The sequence below is a fragment of the Achromobacter animicus genome (genome assembly GCF_040775605.1).
In the GTDB taxonomy this organism is placed as follows: Bacteria; Pseudomonadota; Gammaproteobacteria; order Burkholderiales; family Burkholderiaceae_B; genus Achromobacter; species Achromobacter animicus.
Window position 1 is genome coordinate 3,689,438 of record NZ_JAYGJK010000001.1, and the last position, 13,652, is coordinate 3,703,089.

Sequence of the window (13,652 nt, forward strand, 5' to 3'; positions counted from 1 at the left end):
CACAGTCCTATTGCTGCAGCCGAAGTCTGCTATCGTCGGCGTGTTCTTTTACCCCTACATGGTGAACAACATGCAACGCGATTTCGACTTGGTCGTCACGATTCTGGGCGCCCTGCGCGACGCCCCCGGCCCCAACCTCAGCACGCACGACATCAAGAACGCCGCGCTGGCGCCGCATCCCGAAGAGCAAGGCCTGCAGGTCATCGCGCATCACCTGGACCTGCTGGAAGACGCTGGCTTGGTCAAGCAGGTCAGCGAGACTTCGGCGAACGCCGGTGCGACGCGCTGGCGCATTACCTGGAAGGGTTACGACGCCCTCGAGCAGGATGAGGACGACGAAGAGGATGAGGACTTCGACGCGGAAGAATGAAAGGCCCGGCCGGCCGCTCTGCGCGTCATTGGCGCAACGATTGAGGCATTTGCTGTTGTTGACGGTGTAGCCGGATACGCCGCGTCAGCAGCGCCGCCGCGGTGCCGATCACCAGACTGAACATGAAGGCGGCGATGGACAGCATCGCCGCCAGTTCATCGAACCCGCCCTGGCGCGCCAGCAGCAGCACCACCGCGAAGATTGCCGCCGCCCACCCCAGCAAGCCGATCACCAGTTGCTTGACGGACTGCAGGCGGCCGCACAAGGCGCCGCCGGCAAGTGCGGCGGCCACCGTGGCAGCCATGGACCAGAACAGATACTCGTAGTGCATGTGGACGGTCTCCGCCAAGGGCATTGAGGCGCTCGCATTATAGGCGCCGCCTGTTTGCCGGCCTCTCGCGTCTGTCCTTGCCCCTCAGAACCCGGTCAGCCCACCGCCACGACACTGATTTCCACCAGCGCGCCGTAATGGAGTTCGCGCGTGGGCACGATGGCGCGCGCGGGGCGGTGGCTGCCAAAGCACGCTTCGTACACCGCGTTGACCTCATCCCACAGACTGACGTCCGGGATGTAAACGGTGACGTTGACCACGGACGATACCGACGAGCCTGCGGCTTCGAGAATGGCCCGCACGCTGCGCAGCGCTTCCCTTGTCTGGCCGGCCGCGTCCGCCGCCAGCACGGGGCGCACTCCGGGTCCGGCCGGCGGCAAAAAACCCAACTGCCCCGATACGAAGACGAAGCCGTTGGCGCGAACCGCCTGGGAATAATGCCCGGCCGGCGGCGTGGCATCGGGCGTTTGAATGAAGTCCATGCCGAAATCCTTTTTGATGCGCGGCTCACCAGCCACGGAAGCGTTCCCAGCGTGCCACCACGCCCGGCTCGCCGGGGCGCACGACCTCGTAGGCGTCGTGCTGCGCGCACGTCGCGCAGGCGTGATTCGGGACAATGCGCAGTTTGGCGCCGATGGGCAGGTCCGGCAGGACCGCGTTGCTGCCAGGGCGCACCTTGATGATCCCCTGCTCCTGGTTGGTTTCGGCCAGCAGCACGTCCGGATAGACCTTGCCGTCCACATCGCACACCAGCCCGTACAACTGATCCACCGGCTGCTTGGCGGTGCCACGATCCCGCGACATGGCCATCCATCCCGCGTCGACCAGAATCCAGCCCTTCTCGGGCTGATGGCCGATGACGGTGGTCAGCACCGTCGCAGCGATGTCGTCCACGCTGCACACGCCCAACCCGGCCATGACCAAGTCGAAGAAGACGTACACGCCGGCGCGGACTTCCGTCACGCCATCCAGATTGCGCGCAAAATGCGCGGTGGGCGTGGAGCCGACGCTGACGACCGGGCACGGCAGGCCCGCGCCGCGGATCGCCTTTGCGCAGCTCACGGCGGCCCAGCGTTCCTGTTCGGCCATGTCCGCAATCGCCTCGACGCTGCGGCAGCCATAGGATTCGCCCGCGTGCGTCATGACGCCGCGCAGGCACGCGCCGTCTTCGTGCAACACGCGCGCGATTGCCAGCAGTTGGTCCGTGTCCTTGGGCTGCACGCCGGCACGGTGGCCGTCGCAATCGATCTCGATGAGCGCCGGGATGGGATCGCCGGCAGCCTTGGCACGCGCCGACACCGCGCGCGCGGCCTCGATGCTGTCGACGACAACGGTCAGGTCGACGCCGCGCTGTCGCAAAGCCAGCACGCGGTTGAGCTTCGACGGCGACACGCCCACCGCATACAGCAGATCCGTGACGCCAGCGGCGGCGAACTGTTCGGCCTCCTGCAAGGTCGAGACGGCGGCTGGCCCTTGCGGCGTCGTCATCAGCCGGCGGGCGACCTCGATGGACTTGGGCGTTTTCAGATGGGGCCGCAAACGGACGCCGTGGCCGGCCATCAGGGCGTTCAGCCGCGCGATATTGCGCATCATGCGCGTTTCATCGAGCAGCAGACAGGGCGTTTCCAGGGCATCCAGCGTGGATACGACGGTTTCCAGGGTCATGGCAATCTCTTTGCGAGTGAGCGGCAGGCAGGACGGGCCTGCGGGAATCAGCACGCAGTATGGCGCGGAAGGCGCTTACCTTGTTTAATGGCAACTTAATATCCCATTAAGCCGTAACTGAATGATTGCCACTGACGACCTGCGCTTTTTCCTGAGCCTTTCGACCGCCGGCTCGCTTGCGCAAGCAGCGCGCGCGCTGGACGTAACGCCACCCGCGATCACGCAGCGCCTGAACGCGCTGGAAAAGCGGCTGGGCGTACGGCTGGTCAATCGGCCGGCCCGAGGCATCGCGCTGACCGAAGAAGGCCGTCTGTTGGCCATGCGGGCCGCGCAGATCTGCAATGACCTGACCTTGCTGGCCGACGAACTTGCGGGACGCCGCGGCGTCGTGGCGGGACACCTGCGGGTGGTTGCACCGCTGGGCTTCGGGCAACGTTACATCGCCGGATTGGTCGCGGATTTCCGGTCGCGCAGCGAAGACGTCACGGCCAGTCTGACATTGTCGGACGGCCCTCCCCGGCTGGCGTCGGATAACTGGGACGTGATGATTCATATCGGCGAGTTGCGCGACTCCACGCTGGTCGCCTACCCGCTGGCGCCCAACCGGCGCATCCTGTGCGCATCGCCCGCCTACCTGGCGCGCCGTGGCTCGCCGACCACGCCGGAGGACCTGCGCAACCACGACTGCATCGCCTTGCGCGAAAACGACGAGGACGTGACGCTGTGGCGGTTCAGGCGTGCCCGCGGCGCGGGGGTCGCCGTGCGCATCGCGCCCGTCATGTCGTGCAATGCCGGCGCGACGGCGTTGGAATGGGCGCGGGCTGGACACGGCATCATTGCGCGGTCGGAATGGGACGTGACCGCGCACACGCGCACGGGTGAACTCGTGCCGTTGCTGGCGGGTTGGAATCTGCCCGACGCGAATGTCGTGGCGTTGGTGAAGTCCCGGCAGGAGTTGTCCGCGCGCACGGCGGGATTTCTGGCGTCCCTGCGCGCAGCTTTTGCCCAGCCGCCATGGCGCGAGGCGTCAGCCTAGCAGGAATGGAAAGCCGCAACCCGCTGCTCAGTCGAGCATCGCTTCCGCTTCGATCTCGATCAACCATTCCGGCAGCGACAGCCCGCTGACGATGATCCAGGAAGAAGGCGGCGGATCGACCTTGAAGCGGTCCCGCAACGCCTGCGCCACGACTTCCTGTTCGGTGCTCACCGAATCGCAGATGTAGATGCGCAGCATGATGACCTGCGACAGTTTGCCGCCGGCCGCCGCCAGCACGCGCTCGATGTTGTCCAGCGCGGCCTCGGTTTGCACCTGAAGCCCCGGACCGACCGTCTTCTCATTGGCGTCCACGCCGACCTGGCCGGACAGCAGCATACGGCGCTGCCCGGTCACGATAACCGCCTGACTGAATCCATACTGCACAGAATTGAATACCGTATCGGGATTGACGACGATTCGGGACATGTGGATCTCCTGAGCAAGACGGCGCTGGGCGGCCGGCCATTCTATCAACCGGTCATACGTCAGGACTCGGGCGCTGCGTTGAATCGACCAAACGCGGTATGGATGCTCGGCACGGCGTTTGCTACGCTGGCTCATCTGTTCAGCCAGGGTGGTGGCCATGAGCGATAAGATTCGAGTGCTGTGCATTCAACCCGCTTCTGCATCCGCGCGTTTCGCGTTCTTGTTGATCGCGCTGAAGTGGTCGGTGGGCGCAACCCCCCGGCCGTCGCGGCTGCAGATCGGGCCGCATGACCTGGCGCCAGAAGGCTCGGAAGGCGCGTTCTGGCAGTTTGCGCTTCGTCACGCTTTTTCAAGTCAATCCATTCTGGTCACCCGAGGCGACCACTGGGATGTGGCGGCATCGGTGGACGGCGACGAGGTCCGCGCGTTTGGCAGGACCTTTGCCTTGAGGCAGTGCCTTTTTTGAAGCGCGCCCCTCAGGCGTCTGCAGGCGCCTTGCGGTGATAGGCAGCCAGTTCCTCGGCCGTCCAGCGCTGGCGCGCCTCGTCCTGACAGCAGGTCCGATACACCAGCGCGCCCACGTCCAGAAAGCGCTTCACATCGGCTTCCGTGAGCTTTCCCTGCACCTGCATAAGGCAGTCCGCAAGGGTTGACAGCACGCCGTCCCACCCGTCGAATCTGCCCGGCGACACCGGCAACGTAATCATGCGCGCCATCATTTCACTATGGTCCATGCTGAGTCTCCGCTCTGACGGGGAACCGCTCGGTCCGCAACCCACCGGCGCCCCGGCGTCATACAGCAAGTCGCGTTCCCGATGGAAACCGGTGTCAGACACCAAAGGTGGCCGCCGGCACTTTGATGCGGCAGGCGGTCCGGGGTATTGGACACCTGCGGGTTAGGAAACTCGATGCAAGGCTGCTTACGCCCATTACCGGGCCGTCGATCGACCCGTCACCGGATCCGGCGCGCGCCCTCGCAGCAGTGACCCCGGGTGAGCCTGCAGGTAGTCTGCCAACTCCCGTAGCGACCTCGCCGTGCGCGCCAGTTCCTGCAGCAATGCGCTCGTGTTGACGGGCAGGCCGGCATCGGGGCTGAGCAGCCCACCGACGGCGGCGAGCGACCGGCTTGCCTGACGCAACGTCGCGGTCGCCTCGGGCGCAAGCTGTGTGTCCAGCCGCTTCACCAGCTTGGATGTGCCCTGCAGCAGGTTATTGAGTTCAGCGCCCAGACCTTCAAAGGGAATCCTGTCCAGCTTGGTCAGGATGCTGTTGATCTGCAGCTGCAACTGGTCCAGATTGTTCGGCACCGTGGGAATGAAAGGCGCCTCCTCCATCTTGAACGTCACGGGCTCGGCGTCCGGGAAGACCGCAAAGGCGACATACAACTGGCCTGTCAGGAGATTGCCGATGCGCAATTGCGCCCGTAATCCCTGGTCGATCAAGGCCGCCATCAGCTTGCCGCTGGGATGCGTGACCGTAGAGCCCGAAAACTCCTTGATCTCTTCAAACGTTTTGGCGCCCAGCCGTTCCGGATAGAGGGTGGCATCCACCAGGGCATAGAACTGCTGCGTGGTGCGATCGAGTTCCAGTCCGATGGCATCCACCTGTCCGACCGACGCGCCAAACGCGTCAATGGGCGCGCCCACGGACAGTCCGCGCACCGATTGGTCGAACCGCATGCGGATGCGCAGCGGCGTGCCGTCCGGCTGCGCGCGCGCCGCAGTCTCTGAGGGATAGATGACGAACGCGGCGTCCGGCTTGGCTGCGGTGTGTAAACGGGTCTCAACCGAGTCGAAGGCGACGCCGCCCACGATCACCGACACCAACGACTGAGACCGCACTTGCAGCCCGCCTGCGTCCACCGAGAAGTCCACCCCGCTGGCGTTCCAGAAACGCGTGCCTTCGTTGACGAAGGCGTCGTTGGGCGCATCGACAAACACCTGGATATCGACGCCCTGGCCGGTGGCATCCAGGCGATAGCTCACCACCTGCCCTACCGCGATGCGCCGGAAATAGACAGGCGATCCGATGTCCAGCGAACCGAGGTCGTGGCCCTTGAGGGTGAAGCGCTTGCCCGGCCTGTCCTGCGTCACCTCGGGCGGGACTTCCAGACCGACGAAAGCGAACTTGGTCGCCTTGCGCGGATCGCTGTCGCCATTACGGCCGGCGGGATCCAGGCCAATGTAGGCGCCGGACAGCAACGTGTTCAGGCCTGAAACGCCACTGAGCGTCAGGCGCGGCCGCACCACCCAGAACACGGTGCCCTCCTGCAGGAGCCCGGCCGCGTCCTTGTTGAGCTGCACCGTCGCAATCACGCCGGTCCGGTCCTCGTTGAGCGCCACGCGCTGGACGGTGCCGACGTTGACTTCCTTGTAGCGCACCTGTGTCTTGCCGGCCTCCAGCCCTTCCGCCGTCTGGAAGCTGATCGTGGCCTCGGGCCCTGCGTCCATCCAGACCTTCAGCACCAGCAGCAGGCCACCCAGCGCCGCAACAATAGGCACCAGCCAGATCCAGGAAAACCGCCGTCTGCGGCCGGCGGGCGGCGGCTTGTGTGCGACAGCAGGAGCAGTCTCGGGCATTGAAGGCATCCTTCGTGAGCACGCGTCTGGACTCTGGGTGCAATCCCGATAAAGCGTCGCGCCGGGCGGTCCGCCGCGCAACAAGGGTATTCCCCACGTTCCGGCCTGCCCGCTGCGCCAATAGCGAGTAGGATAGCCATCCCAACAAACAGGAAAGATCCGTGAATATCGAAATTCGTCCTGCCGCACCGTCGGACGCGGCCCAGATCCATGCCTTCATTACCGAACTGGCCGTCTATGAACGCGCTGCGCACGAGGTGATCGCCAGCGCCGACGACGTCGAACGCACCTTGTTTGCCGAAGGCGCCCCCGCCCGGGCGTTGATGTGCCTGCTGGACGGCAAGGCCATAGGCTACGCCGTCTATTTCTACAGCTACTCCACCTGGCTCGGAAAAAACGGCATCTATCTCGAGGACCTGTACGTCACGCCCGAGCACCGTGGAATCGGCGCGGGACGCGACCTGCTGCGCCATCTGGCACGCGAGGCCGTGGCGAACGGCTGCGGACGGCTCGAGTGGAGTGTGCTGGACTGGAATCAGCCCGCCATCGACTTCTATCAATCCATCGGCGCGCTGCCGCAGGATGAGTGGGTGCGCTATCGGATGGCCGGCGACGCGTTGGTCAACTTTGCCGAGGGCCGCCGCTAGGGCAGCCGCACCGGTTAGAACTCCGGCAGGTCGAACAGCGTGTGCAAGGTGGAACTGGGCACCGGCACCGATGCAAGGTGTTCACGCCCGCCGGCGTCCACCAGCACACGCACCGCGCGCGAAGCGACGGTGAGGCCGTCGACACTGATCGCGGTCTCGACCTCGGCGCCTTCCTTGATGAGTTCAATGACTTCGGCGGCTGCGGCCGTCGTGGGCTCCGAGATCCAGCCGGGAACGCCGCGCACGGCCTGCCCCCAGCGCACGTAGGCGATATGGCCACTTCCGGCCTCTTTGCGCACGGCGACGATCACATACAAAGACATCCAGGCCTCCCTAACGTTTGGCCTGGATCGTATAACAGCTTGGCGGCCGTGTGATGACCGCGCGCGCGTCAGGGTTCGATGTCGATCGGCGCAAAGGACTTCACCAGGTCGTCGAGCTGCTTGAGTTGCGTCAGGAAGGGCTCGAGCTTGTCCAGCGGCAACGCGCTGGGGCCATCGCATTTCGCGTTCTTGGGATCGGGGTGGGCTTCCAGGAAAAGGCCCGCCAGCCCGACCGCCATGCCGGCGCGCGCCAGGTCTGCGACCTGTTCACGACGACCGCCGGATGCCGCGTCCAGCGACGAACGCTGCTGCAGCGCGTGGGTGACGTCGAAGATCAGCGGGCGGTTGCTGGACACCTTTTTCATGACGCCGAAACCCAGCATGTCGACGACCAGATTGTCGTAGCCAAAGCTGGTGCCGCGATCACACAGAATCAGCTTGTCGTTGCCGGCCTCGGTGAACTTCTCGACGATGTTCAGCATCTGCGCGGGGCTGAGGAACTGCGGCTTCTTGATGTTGACCACGCGCTGCGTCTTGGCAAGCGCGACGACCAGATCGGTCTGGCGCGCCAGAAAGGCCGGCAGTTGCAGGATATCGGCAACTTCGGCCACCGGCGCCGCCTGCCACGGTTCGTGGACGTCGGTGATGACCGGCACACCGAATTCCTTTTTCACGGCTTCGAAGATCTTCATGCCTTCTTCGAGGCCTGGGCCGCGGTACGAATGGATGGACGAGCGATTGGCCTTGTCGAACGACGCCTTGAATACGTAGGGAATGCCCAGTTTGCGGGTGACGCGTTGGTATTCCTCGCACGCGCGCAGCGCCAGATCCTTGGATTCCAGCACATTAATGCCGCCGAACAGCACGAAGGGCCGGTCGTTCGCGCAGGCGATCGAGGGGGAGATAACGACTTCTGGGGCGGTCATGATGGGCGATCCTGTAAAGGTGAAGCAGGTGATAGTGCGTAATGTACAACCTGCTTCCTCGCGCCATCATCTGACCGGCCCCATTTTCAGCTCACAGGGGCTCTGAAGTGATCCCTCGCGCCGCGTTTCCGCCCTGTCAGGCGCGTTCGATCGCCGGGTCGCTGACCAGCCGGTAGGCCACCGCGCCGATGACCGCGCCGACGATAGGCGCCAGCCAGAACAGCCACAACTGTTCCAACGCCCAGCCACCCACGAACAGCGCCGGTCCGGTCGAGCGTGCCGGGTTCACCGACGTGTTGGTGACCGGGATGCTGATGAGGTGAATAAGGGTCAGCGCAAAGCCGATGGGAATGGCCGCAAAGCCGGCCGGCGCCCGCCTGCTGGTGGCGCCGAGAATCACGAAGATAAAGCCGGCCGTCAGCACCACTTCGGTCACCATCGCGGCCAGCAGCGTGTACTTGCCCGGTGAATAGGCGCCATAGCCATTGGCGGCGAAGTGGCTGGCCCTCAGGTCGAAACCCAGCTTGCCGTTGGCGATGCAGGCCAGGACTGCCGCAGCGGCGATGGCGCCCAGGACCTGAACGATGACGTACGGCAGGATTTCTCGGGCGGGGAAGCGTCCGCCGGCCACCAGGCCGACTGTGACAGCAGGATTGAAGTGCCCGCCAGATATGTGGCCCACAGCGAAGACCATCGTCAGGACGGTCAGGCCGAACGCCAGCGCAACGCCCGCGAATCCGATGCCCAGTTGGGGAAAACCGGCGGCAAGCACCGCCGCGCCGCAACCGCCCAGCACCAGCCAGAAGGTGCCGAAGAACTCTGCGCCGCAACGCTTGGGTAGTGAATACATGTCCATCCCTCAGTAACGAAAGCCCTAAGGTATCGGCAAGCGCGCGAGGCAATATTCAAGAATCGAAAATCTTGACGATTCTTGTACGCCGGCACGTCAGGCGTGACGCTGCTCGACAACATAGCCGGGGCGCACGCCGCTTGGGATCGTTCGGATGGCGGATGGGACTGCATTCGCTGGCTGAGTTGGCGAGCGCGATTTCGTTGGCGGAAACAAACAGCGGATGCTAATTTCAGCGGGACGCCTTCGCCGGAGGATCACCGTGAAACTGCTGCTCGCCTTTGTTCCCTTCATCACCTTTGCGCTGTTGGAGCACCGGGTCGGCACCCACGCCGCGCTCGTGGCCGCCACGGCCGTTTCCGCCCTGCTGGTCATCCGGGACCGGTTCGTTCTTCACGTTTCGCCCAAGACACTCGAGGTCGGATCGCTGATCCTGTTCGGGGCGCTTGCCTTCGCGACCCGCTTCCCGGCGTTCAGTCCGTCGCTGTTGAGCGTTCGGCTGCTGGTGGACGCGGGGCTGCTGGCCATCGTGCTGGGTTCGATCTTTGCCGGCCGCCCCTTCACGCTTCAGTACGCGATGGAACGGGTGACGCCCGAAGTGGCCGCCCGCCCGGCGTTCCGGCGCACCGCGGAACGGATCGCGTGGGCTTGGGCAGGCGCGTTCGTCGTCATCGTGCTGGCGGATCTGGCGATGATGTACGTGCCGGCTTTCACCACCACCGTGGGCACGGTGGTCATCCTGGCGGCGCTTGGCGCAGCGGCCCGGTTCACGGCGTGGTTGCCCAAAGCGGGCAGGCGGTAAAGTGCGCTGTCTGAGCCGAATCAGTCCAGCCGGACGCGTTCAGGCCACTGCACTTCAGGAACGGCATTGAGCGCTGGTTTGGCAAACAGATAGCCCTGGAACCGTTCGATTCCAGCAGCCTGCAACCAGCACCACTCCTCGATCCGCTCCACGCCTTCGGCGACGGGCGTGATGCCCATTGCGCTGCACGTGCGGGCAATGCCGCAGACGATTGCCTGGCGCGGTCCGTCCTGATGAATGTTCTGAATGAGCTGCCGGTCGATCTTGAGCTTGTCCGGCTGAAACTCGGCCAGCAGCGACAGGCCCGCATAGCCAGCCCCGAAATCATCGATCGCAACGCCGATGCCGGCGCGGCGCAGCCGTTCGATCGCATCCCTGAAGGCGCGCGGCCGCTCGATCGCTTCCTGTTCGGTGATTTCGACGATCACATGCTGTGGCAACAGCGCGCACGCCGCAATCTGATCCACCAGGCGGTCGACCGCGGCCGGATCTTCAATCAACGACATGGGCAACAGATTGACCGACAGCTTTACATCGGTCAGGCCCAGCCGCCGCGCCAGCTCGAATGCCGAGGCCTTGGATTCCAGATCCACGCGATAACGGTCCGCGGGATCCAGGCTGGCGAACAACTGTTCCGGCGATCCGCCCGATTGACCGCGGATCAGGAATTCAAGGGAGGTTATCTCACGCCGCAGGGGATCGACGATGGGTTGCAGCGCAAAGGGATATGGCCGCGCAGGCGCTGCGGGATCTTCATGCGCCAACCGAACACCGCTGGCCGCAAACCGCCAGTTGGCCGCGTCGTCGCCTTCGACGATATGGTCCGTGCCATGCGCATCGGCATACCAGCCAAGAATCTTTACCACCCGGTCGTCACCGCCCGGCCAGCGCGTCGGCTTTTTCATCTTGGCCAGAATGCGCGCGGAAACCTGTTGGGGATCGAGCGCTCGCAGGTCAAGCAGCGCCATCGCATCCCCTCCAAACCGGCGGGTAGGCCCGTGATCCTGCATGAGCAGCACGACGTTCTTGTGGGCATCGTCGCGCCGGATGGCATCGAATATCAGGTTGACCGCCTCGTCGGGGCCTTCCAGCAACTGGACGAAATGAACGCCGTCAAAGAGCAATATGCCGGTCACCTGCAGGGCGGCGTTGCGAGCTCGGGCGGGCGTCAGCAGGTCGGTCAGATCCTGCGCGTTCATCGAAGTGACAGCACGGCTGCGGTATATCAGTGTCGATAGCATGGCGTGCTCTATGCAAACGGGTCGGACGGGGAAAGGCTCGCGGCAAGGCTAATGTTCAAGCGAGCAGGCGTGATCTGTGCGGAATCTGTTCGATCGGGCCGTCACTGCGGCACGTCGATGGATCGGCGGTCAACGCGGCGCATGAATCGCTGCCGACGGACTGCGTGGATGGGGCCACGGCTTAATGGCGCCACTGGGTGCCACTGTCGCCTGGGAATTCCAGAGTGGGTCTGGACGAATCGGCCTGAAAAGCTCAGGGAAACCGGCGGGTAACCGGACACTTTCCACGAACTGAAGCGGGCTTGGCCTGACCGCCCAATCATTCAGGAAATGATAGGTTTAAAACCTAAATCATTGAAATCATGGGGGGATTTGGTGGTGCGAAGGAGGGGACTCGGAAAGCGTTTATTTTAGCCCCTTCGGAAAGATTTTGGGGCCAGCTTGGGGCCAAAACTGTCATCTCCAGTTCTTTCCCGACTCGAATCAGCAATGGTATTCTCGGAGCGATTACAAAGCGTAACCGGACGAGATATGGACCTATTCAATGCAACCTCTCCTTTTCAATGGAAGTGCCCCGTATGTGCGCATGCAGTCATCATTGGCGATAGTTCTTTCCAAAGACAGGACATTGTGCTGACCACGGAAAAGTCGCCCGAAGGCCAACGCGCGATTATAGGTGGCATGCTCATCCACTGTCCTAATGGTACTTGTGGCAGCAATTTTGTTGCGGTGCGCGCGTCATGGGGGCAACGGAAACTGGTCAACAGCGTCTTTAGAGTTGTTCACACGCAACCGATCGGAATTGGCACATTCGTGTTTGCCCCTGCGACTCCCGAGCCGCTTTCGCCGACAGTCCCACAATTCGTCAAGGACGACTACAACGAAGCGTACCTCATTCGCTCACTCAGTCCAAAAGCCTCGGCTACGTTGTCCCGACGCGCTCTGCAAGGCATGCTAAGAGATCGCTGGCATGTAGCAGAGAAGACACTGCACGCGGAGCTTGTCGCGGTAAAGGATCGTTGCGATTCCGATCTCTATGACGCGATGATGGCTCTGAAGGCCATAGGCAACATCGGAGCCCATCCCGAAAAGGATGCCGACGCGATGTTGGATATAGATGACGACGAGGCTGACGAGCTTCTGCAGCTGCTAAAACTGCTCGATGACGAATGGTACGTCGCACGCGCACGGCGCGCCAAAACGATCGCCGCTGTAGTTGAGATGAAAGACAGAAAGGAGCTCGCGAAAGGGGCCCCGCATCCTGCTGCGAATGCCTGACATGTAGGACGACATGTGTAGCCACTACCAAACGCTGAAAGACGCCGAGCTGCTGCTAAAGAAGTTTGGCGTCACCCGGCCAGGCGTGCTTGGCAAGTACGACATGTGGCCGCGGTATCAGGGCGTGTTCGTCCGCCGACCGCCAGAGCATGACGCCGGCGACGAAGCGGTACCCGACATCGAAGCCGTCACGGGTCGATGGGGCTTGATCTCTGGATCGAGCCGCCCGGAAGCGCTGGCTGGCGCCGAGAAGCTGTCCACCTTCAACGCGCGCGACGACCGCGTCGCCAACGCCTTCACCTTCCGCAATGCCTGGCGCCGGGCGCAGCACTGCATCATCCCTGCCGATGCGATCTTCGAACCCGACTGGCGATCCGGCAAGGCCGTAGCAACGCGCTTCACCCGGGCCGACGGTGCGCCGCTGGGCATCGCTGGCCTGTGGGACCGTTACCGTGACGCGACAGGTGCGTGGAGGGAGAGCTTCACGATGCTCACCATCAACGCCGATCAGGACCCGCTGTTTCGCGACTACCACCAACCCAACAAGGAAAAGCGCATGGTGGTAATCCTGCCCGAGGGCGCGTACGGAGACTGGCTTACCGCTAGCGCCCAACAAAGCCCGGATTTCCTTGTGCCCTTCCCCTCTGAAAAGCTGGTCGCTGTACCGGTGAGCTGACCCCGTTTCTACTGCCTTATACTGTACAGATATACAGTATTATCGCAGCAGAACCATGCATTGCTCCGTCGTACGCACTCACTACCTCGGCCAAAGGCGCCGAGACAATGACCCCGCGCCAGCCGTCACCGGCACCGTGCGGATGTACTCGATCACTCGGCAAGACATGCGCCGTCAAGTGCGGGTGATGACCATGGACGGATTGGCCAAGTTTGGCGCGACGGAGAAGGGCCCCATCCCCGACCTGCTTGAGCCGGAGCTACTAACCTTTTGTTCGGACAGAGGAATGATGGTCTGCGGCTTCGAGGAGATCGACGGTCGACGCTACTACCAGGGGTGGTGGATGCAGTGGATGACAGGGTAAATTCAGAGCCGCCCCAAGTCACACCGCGACACGGCCTTCAGGATAGAAAGCCAAAAGCGCTATGATGCCCGCCGTTATGGGCACTTAGACGGCACAGGGAGGGCTCGATGCAAGTCAATAGCGAAGCGGAGGCCCGAA

At 63.4% G+C, this 13,652-nt stretch carries 18 protein-coding genes; 8 read left to right on the plus strand and 10 right to left on the minus strand.

Annotation, left to right across the window (positions count from 1 at the left end):
- The first annotated feature begins 70 nt into the window (after positions 1-70).
- Positions 71-370 (plus strand): DUF2513 domain-containing protein, encoded by a 300-nt coding sequence (locus tag AB3147_RS16690; protein WP_191575872.1) that lies wholly within the window; start codon positions 71-73, stop codon positions 368-370.
- A gap of 25 nt (positions 371-395) precedes the next feature.
- On the opposite strand, the gene AB3147_RS16695 is transcribed toward AB3147_RS16690, so the two are convergent.
- From AB3147_RS16695 to AB3147_RS16705, 3 genes are all read right to left on the minus strand, one after another.
- Positions 396-701, minus strand: coding sequence for a hypothetical protein (locus AB3147_RS16695; protein WP_367352464.1), 306 nt, complete (start codon positions 699-701; stop codon positions 396-398).
- Between the two features lie 95 nt (positions 702-796).
- Positions 797-1,183, minus strand: coding sequence for a RidA family protein (locus tag AB3147_RS16700; protein WP_367352465.1), 387 nt, complete (start codon positions 1,181-1,183; stop codon positions 797-799).
- A gap of 25 nt (positions 1,184-1,208) precedes the next feature.
- Entirely contained in the window at positions 1,209-2,366 is a 1,158-nt protein-coding gene (locus tag AB3147_RS16705) for a DSD1 family PLP-dependent enzyme (RefSeq protein ID WP_367352466.1), read from the minus strand.
- Between the two features lie 121 nt (positions 2,367-2,487).
- Between AB3147_RS16705 and AB3147_RS16710 the strand changes: the two genes are divergently transcribed.
- Positions 2,488-3,402 carry a LysR family transcriptional regulator gene (locus AB3147_RS16710; protein ID WP_367352467.1) on the plus strand — a complete coding sequence of 305 codons (915 nt, stop codon included), beginning with the start codon at positions 2,488-2,490 and terminating at the stop codon, positions 3,400-3,402.
- Between the two features lie 27 nt (positions 3,403-3,429).
- Here AB3147_RS16710 and AB3147_RS16715 read toward each other — a convergent pair whose 3' ends face one another.
- Complete coding sequence (locus AB3147_RS16715) at positions 3,430-3,828, minus strand: RidA family protein (protein WP_367353550.1); 399 nt, start codon at positions 3,826-3,828, stop codon at positions 3,430-3,432.
- A 157-nt stretch (positions 3,829-3,985) separates the two neighbouring features.
- On the opposite strand from AB3147_RS16715, the gene AB3147_RS16720 reads away from it, so the two are divergent.
- A complete protein-coding gene (locus AB3147_RS16720) occupies positions 3,986-4,294 on the plus strand; it encodes a hypothetical protein (RefSeq protein ID WP_367352468.1) in 309 nt (102 codons plus the stop codon).
- 10 nt (positions 4,295-4,304) lie between these two features.
- On the opposite strand, the gene AB3147_RS16725 is transcribed toward AB3147_RS16720, so the two are convergent.
- Together AB3147_RS16725 and AB3147_RS16730 are read right to left on the minus strand one after the other, a co-directional pair.
- Entirely contained in the window at positions 4,305-4,562 is a 258-nt protein-coding gene (locus AB3147_RS16725; RefSeq protein WP_175123422.1) for a hypothetical protein, read from the minus strand.
- Between the two features lie 195 nt (positions 4,563-4,757).
- Positions 4,758-6,407, minus strand: a complete 1,650-nt coding sequence (locus AB3147_RS16730; protein WP_239214032.1) for a PqiB family protein — start codon at positions 6,405-6,407, stop codon at positions 4,758-4,760.
- Positions 6,408-6,568: 161 nt separating this feature from the next.
- Between AB3147_RS16730 and AB3147_RS16735 the strand changes: the two genes are divergently transcribed.
- Positions 6,569-7,054 carry a GNAT family N-acetyltransferase gene (locus AB3147_RS16735; protein WP_175123424.1) on the plus strand — a complete coding sequence of 162 codons (486 nt, stop codon included), beginning with the start codon at positions 6,569-6,571 and terminating at the stop codon, positions 7,052-7,054.
- Between the two features lie 14 nt (positions 7,055-7,068).
- Here the strand turns inward: AB3147_RS16735 and AB3147_RS16740 are convergent, their stop codons facing one another.
- The 3 genes from AB3147_RS16740 to aqpZ form a co-directional block, all read right to left on the minus strand.
- A complete protein-coding gene (locus AB3147_RS16740) occupies positions 7,069-7,377 on the minus strand; it encodes a DUF3892 domain-containing protein (protein ID WP_175123425.1) in 309 nt (102 codons plus the stop codon).
- Positions 7,378-7,445: 68 nt separating this feature from the next.
- Positions 7,446-8,303 carry a 3-deoxy-8-phosphooctulonate synthase gene (gene kdsA, locus AB3147_RS16745; protein WP_239214029.1) on the minus strand — a complete coding sequence of 286 codons (858 nt, stop codon included), beginning with the start codon at positions 8,301-8,303 and terminating at the stop codon, positions 7,446-7,448.
- Positions 8,304-8,439: 136 nt separating this feature from the next.
- Complete coding sequence (aqpZ, locus tag AB3147_RS16750) at positions 8,440-9,153, minus strand: aquaporin Z (RefSeq protein WP_175123427.1); 714 nt, start codon at positions 9,151-9,153, stop codon at positions 8,440-8,442.
- Positions 9,154-9,415: 262 nt separating this feature from the next.
- On the opposite strand from aqpZ, the gene AB3147_RS16755 reads away from it, so the two are divergent.
- Positions 9,416-9,955, plus strand: coding sequence for a hypothetical protein (locus AB3147_RS16755; protein WP_239214027.1), 540 nt, complete (start codon positions 9,416-9,418; stop codon positions 9,953-9,955).
- Positions 9,956-9,975: 20 nt separating this feature from the next.
- On the opposite strand, the gene AB3147_RS16760 is transcribed toward AB3147_RS16755, so the two are convergent.
- Complete coding sequence (locus tag AB3147_RS16760; RefSeq protein ID WP_367352469.1) at positions 9,976-11,196, minus strand: diguanylate phosphodiesterase; 1,221 nt, start codon at positions 11,194-11,196, stop codon at positions 9,976-9,978.
- A 531-nt stretch (positions 11,197-11,727) separates the two neighbouring features.
- Here AB3147_RS16760 and AB3147_RS16765 point away from each other — a divergent pair.
- The 3 genes from AB3147_RS16765 (at position 11,728) to AB3147_RS16775 (ending at position 13,514) form a co-directional block, all read left to right on the plus strand.
- Positions 11,728-12,474 (plus strand): DUF4145 domain-containing protein, encoded by a 747-nt coding sequence (locus tag AB3147_RS16765; protein ID WP_367352470.1) that lies wholly within the window; start codon positions 11,728-11,730, stop codon positions 12,472-12,474.
- Positions 12,475-12,487: 13 nt separating this feature from the next.
- On the plus strand, positions 12,488-13,150 hold the full coding sequence (locus AB3147_RS16770) for an SOS response-associated peptidase (RefSeq protein WP_367352471.1): 663 nt from the start codon (positions 12,488-12,490) through the stop codon (positions 13,148-13,150).
- A gap of 142 nt (positions 13,151-13,292) precedes the next feature.
- Positions 13,293-13,514 (plus strand): hypothetical protein, encoded by a 222-nt coding sequence (locus AB3147_RS16775; RefSeq protein ID WP_367352472.1) that lies wholly within the window; start codon positions 13,293-13,295, stop codon positions 13,512-13,514.
- Positions 13,515-13,652 lie beyond the last annotated feature (138 nt).

Bases quoted from the DNA above. Each gene is read 5' to 3' on its own strand.
- AB3147_RS16690 (WP_191575872.1), top strand. From the start codon at position 71: ATGCAACGCGATTTCGACTTGGTCGTCACGATTCTGGGCGCCCTGCGC.
- AB3147_RS16695 (WP_367352464.1), bottom strand. From the start codon at position 701: ATGCACTACGAGTATCTGTTCTGGTCCATGGCTGCCACGGTGGCCGCC.
- AB3147_RS16700 (WP_367352465.1), bottom strand. From the start codon at position 1,183: ATGGACTTCATTCAAACGCCCGATGCCACGCCGCCGGCCGGGCATTAT.
- AB3147_RS16705 (WP_367352466.1), bottom strand. From the start codon at position 2,366: ATGACCCTGGAAACCGTCGTATCCACGCTGGATGCCCTGGAAACGCCC.
- AB3147_RS16710 (WP_367352467.1), top strand. From the start codon at position 2,488: ATGATTGCCACTGACGACCTGCGCTTTTTCCTGAGCCTTTCGACCGCC.
- AB3147_RS16715 (WP_367353550.1), bottom strand. From the start codon at position 3,828: ATGTCCCGAATCGTCGTCAATCCCGATACGGTATTCAATTCTGTGCAG.
- AB3147_RS16720 (WP_367352468.1), top strand. From the start codon at position 3,986: ATGAGCGATAAGATTCGAGTGCTGTGCATTCAACCCGCTTCTGCATCC.
- AB3147_RS16725 (WP_175123422.1), bottom strand. From the start codon at position 4,562: ATGGACCATAGTGAAATGATGGCGCGCATGATTACGTTGCCGGTGTCG.
- AB3147_RS16730 (WP_239214032.1), bottom strand. From the start codon at position 6,407: ATGCCCGAGACTGCTCCTGCTGTCGCACACAAGCCGCCGCCCGCCGGC.
- AB3147_RS16740 (WP_175123425.1), bottom strand. From the start codon at position 7,377: ATGTCTTTGTATGTGATCGTCGCCGTGCGCAAAGAGGCCGGAAGTGGC.
- kdsA (WP_239214029.1), bottom strand. From the start codon at position 8,303: ATGACCGCCCCAGAAGTCGTTATCTCCCCCTCGATCGCCTGCGCGAAC.
- aqpZ (WP_175123427.1), bottom strand. From the start codon at position 9,153: ATGTATTCACTACCCAAGCGTTGCGGCGCAGAGTTCTTCGGCACCTTC.
- AB3147_RS16760 (WP_367352469.1), bottom strand. From the start codon at position 11,196: ATGCTATCGACACTGATATACCGCAGCCGTGCTGTCACTTCGATGAAC.
- AB3147_RS16765 (WP_367352470.1), top strand. From the start codon at position 11,728: ATGGACCTATTCAATGCAACCTCTCCTTTTCAATGGAAGTGCCCCGTA.
- AB3147_RS16770 (WP_367352471.1), top strand. From the start codon at position 12,488: ATGTGTAGCCACTACCAAACGCTGAAAGACGCCGAGCTGCTGCTAAAG.
- AB3147_RS16775 (WP_367352472.1), top strand. From the start codon at position 13,293: ATGTACTCGATCACTCGGCAAGACATGCGCCGTCAAGTGCGGGTGATG.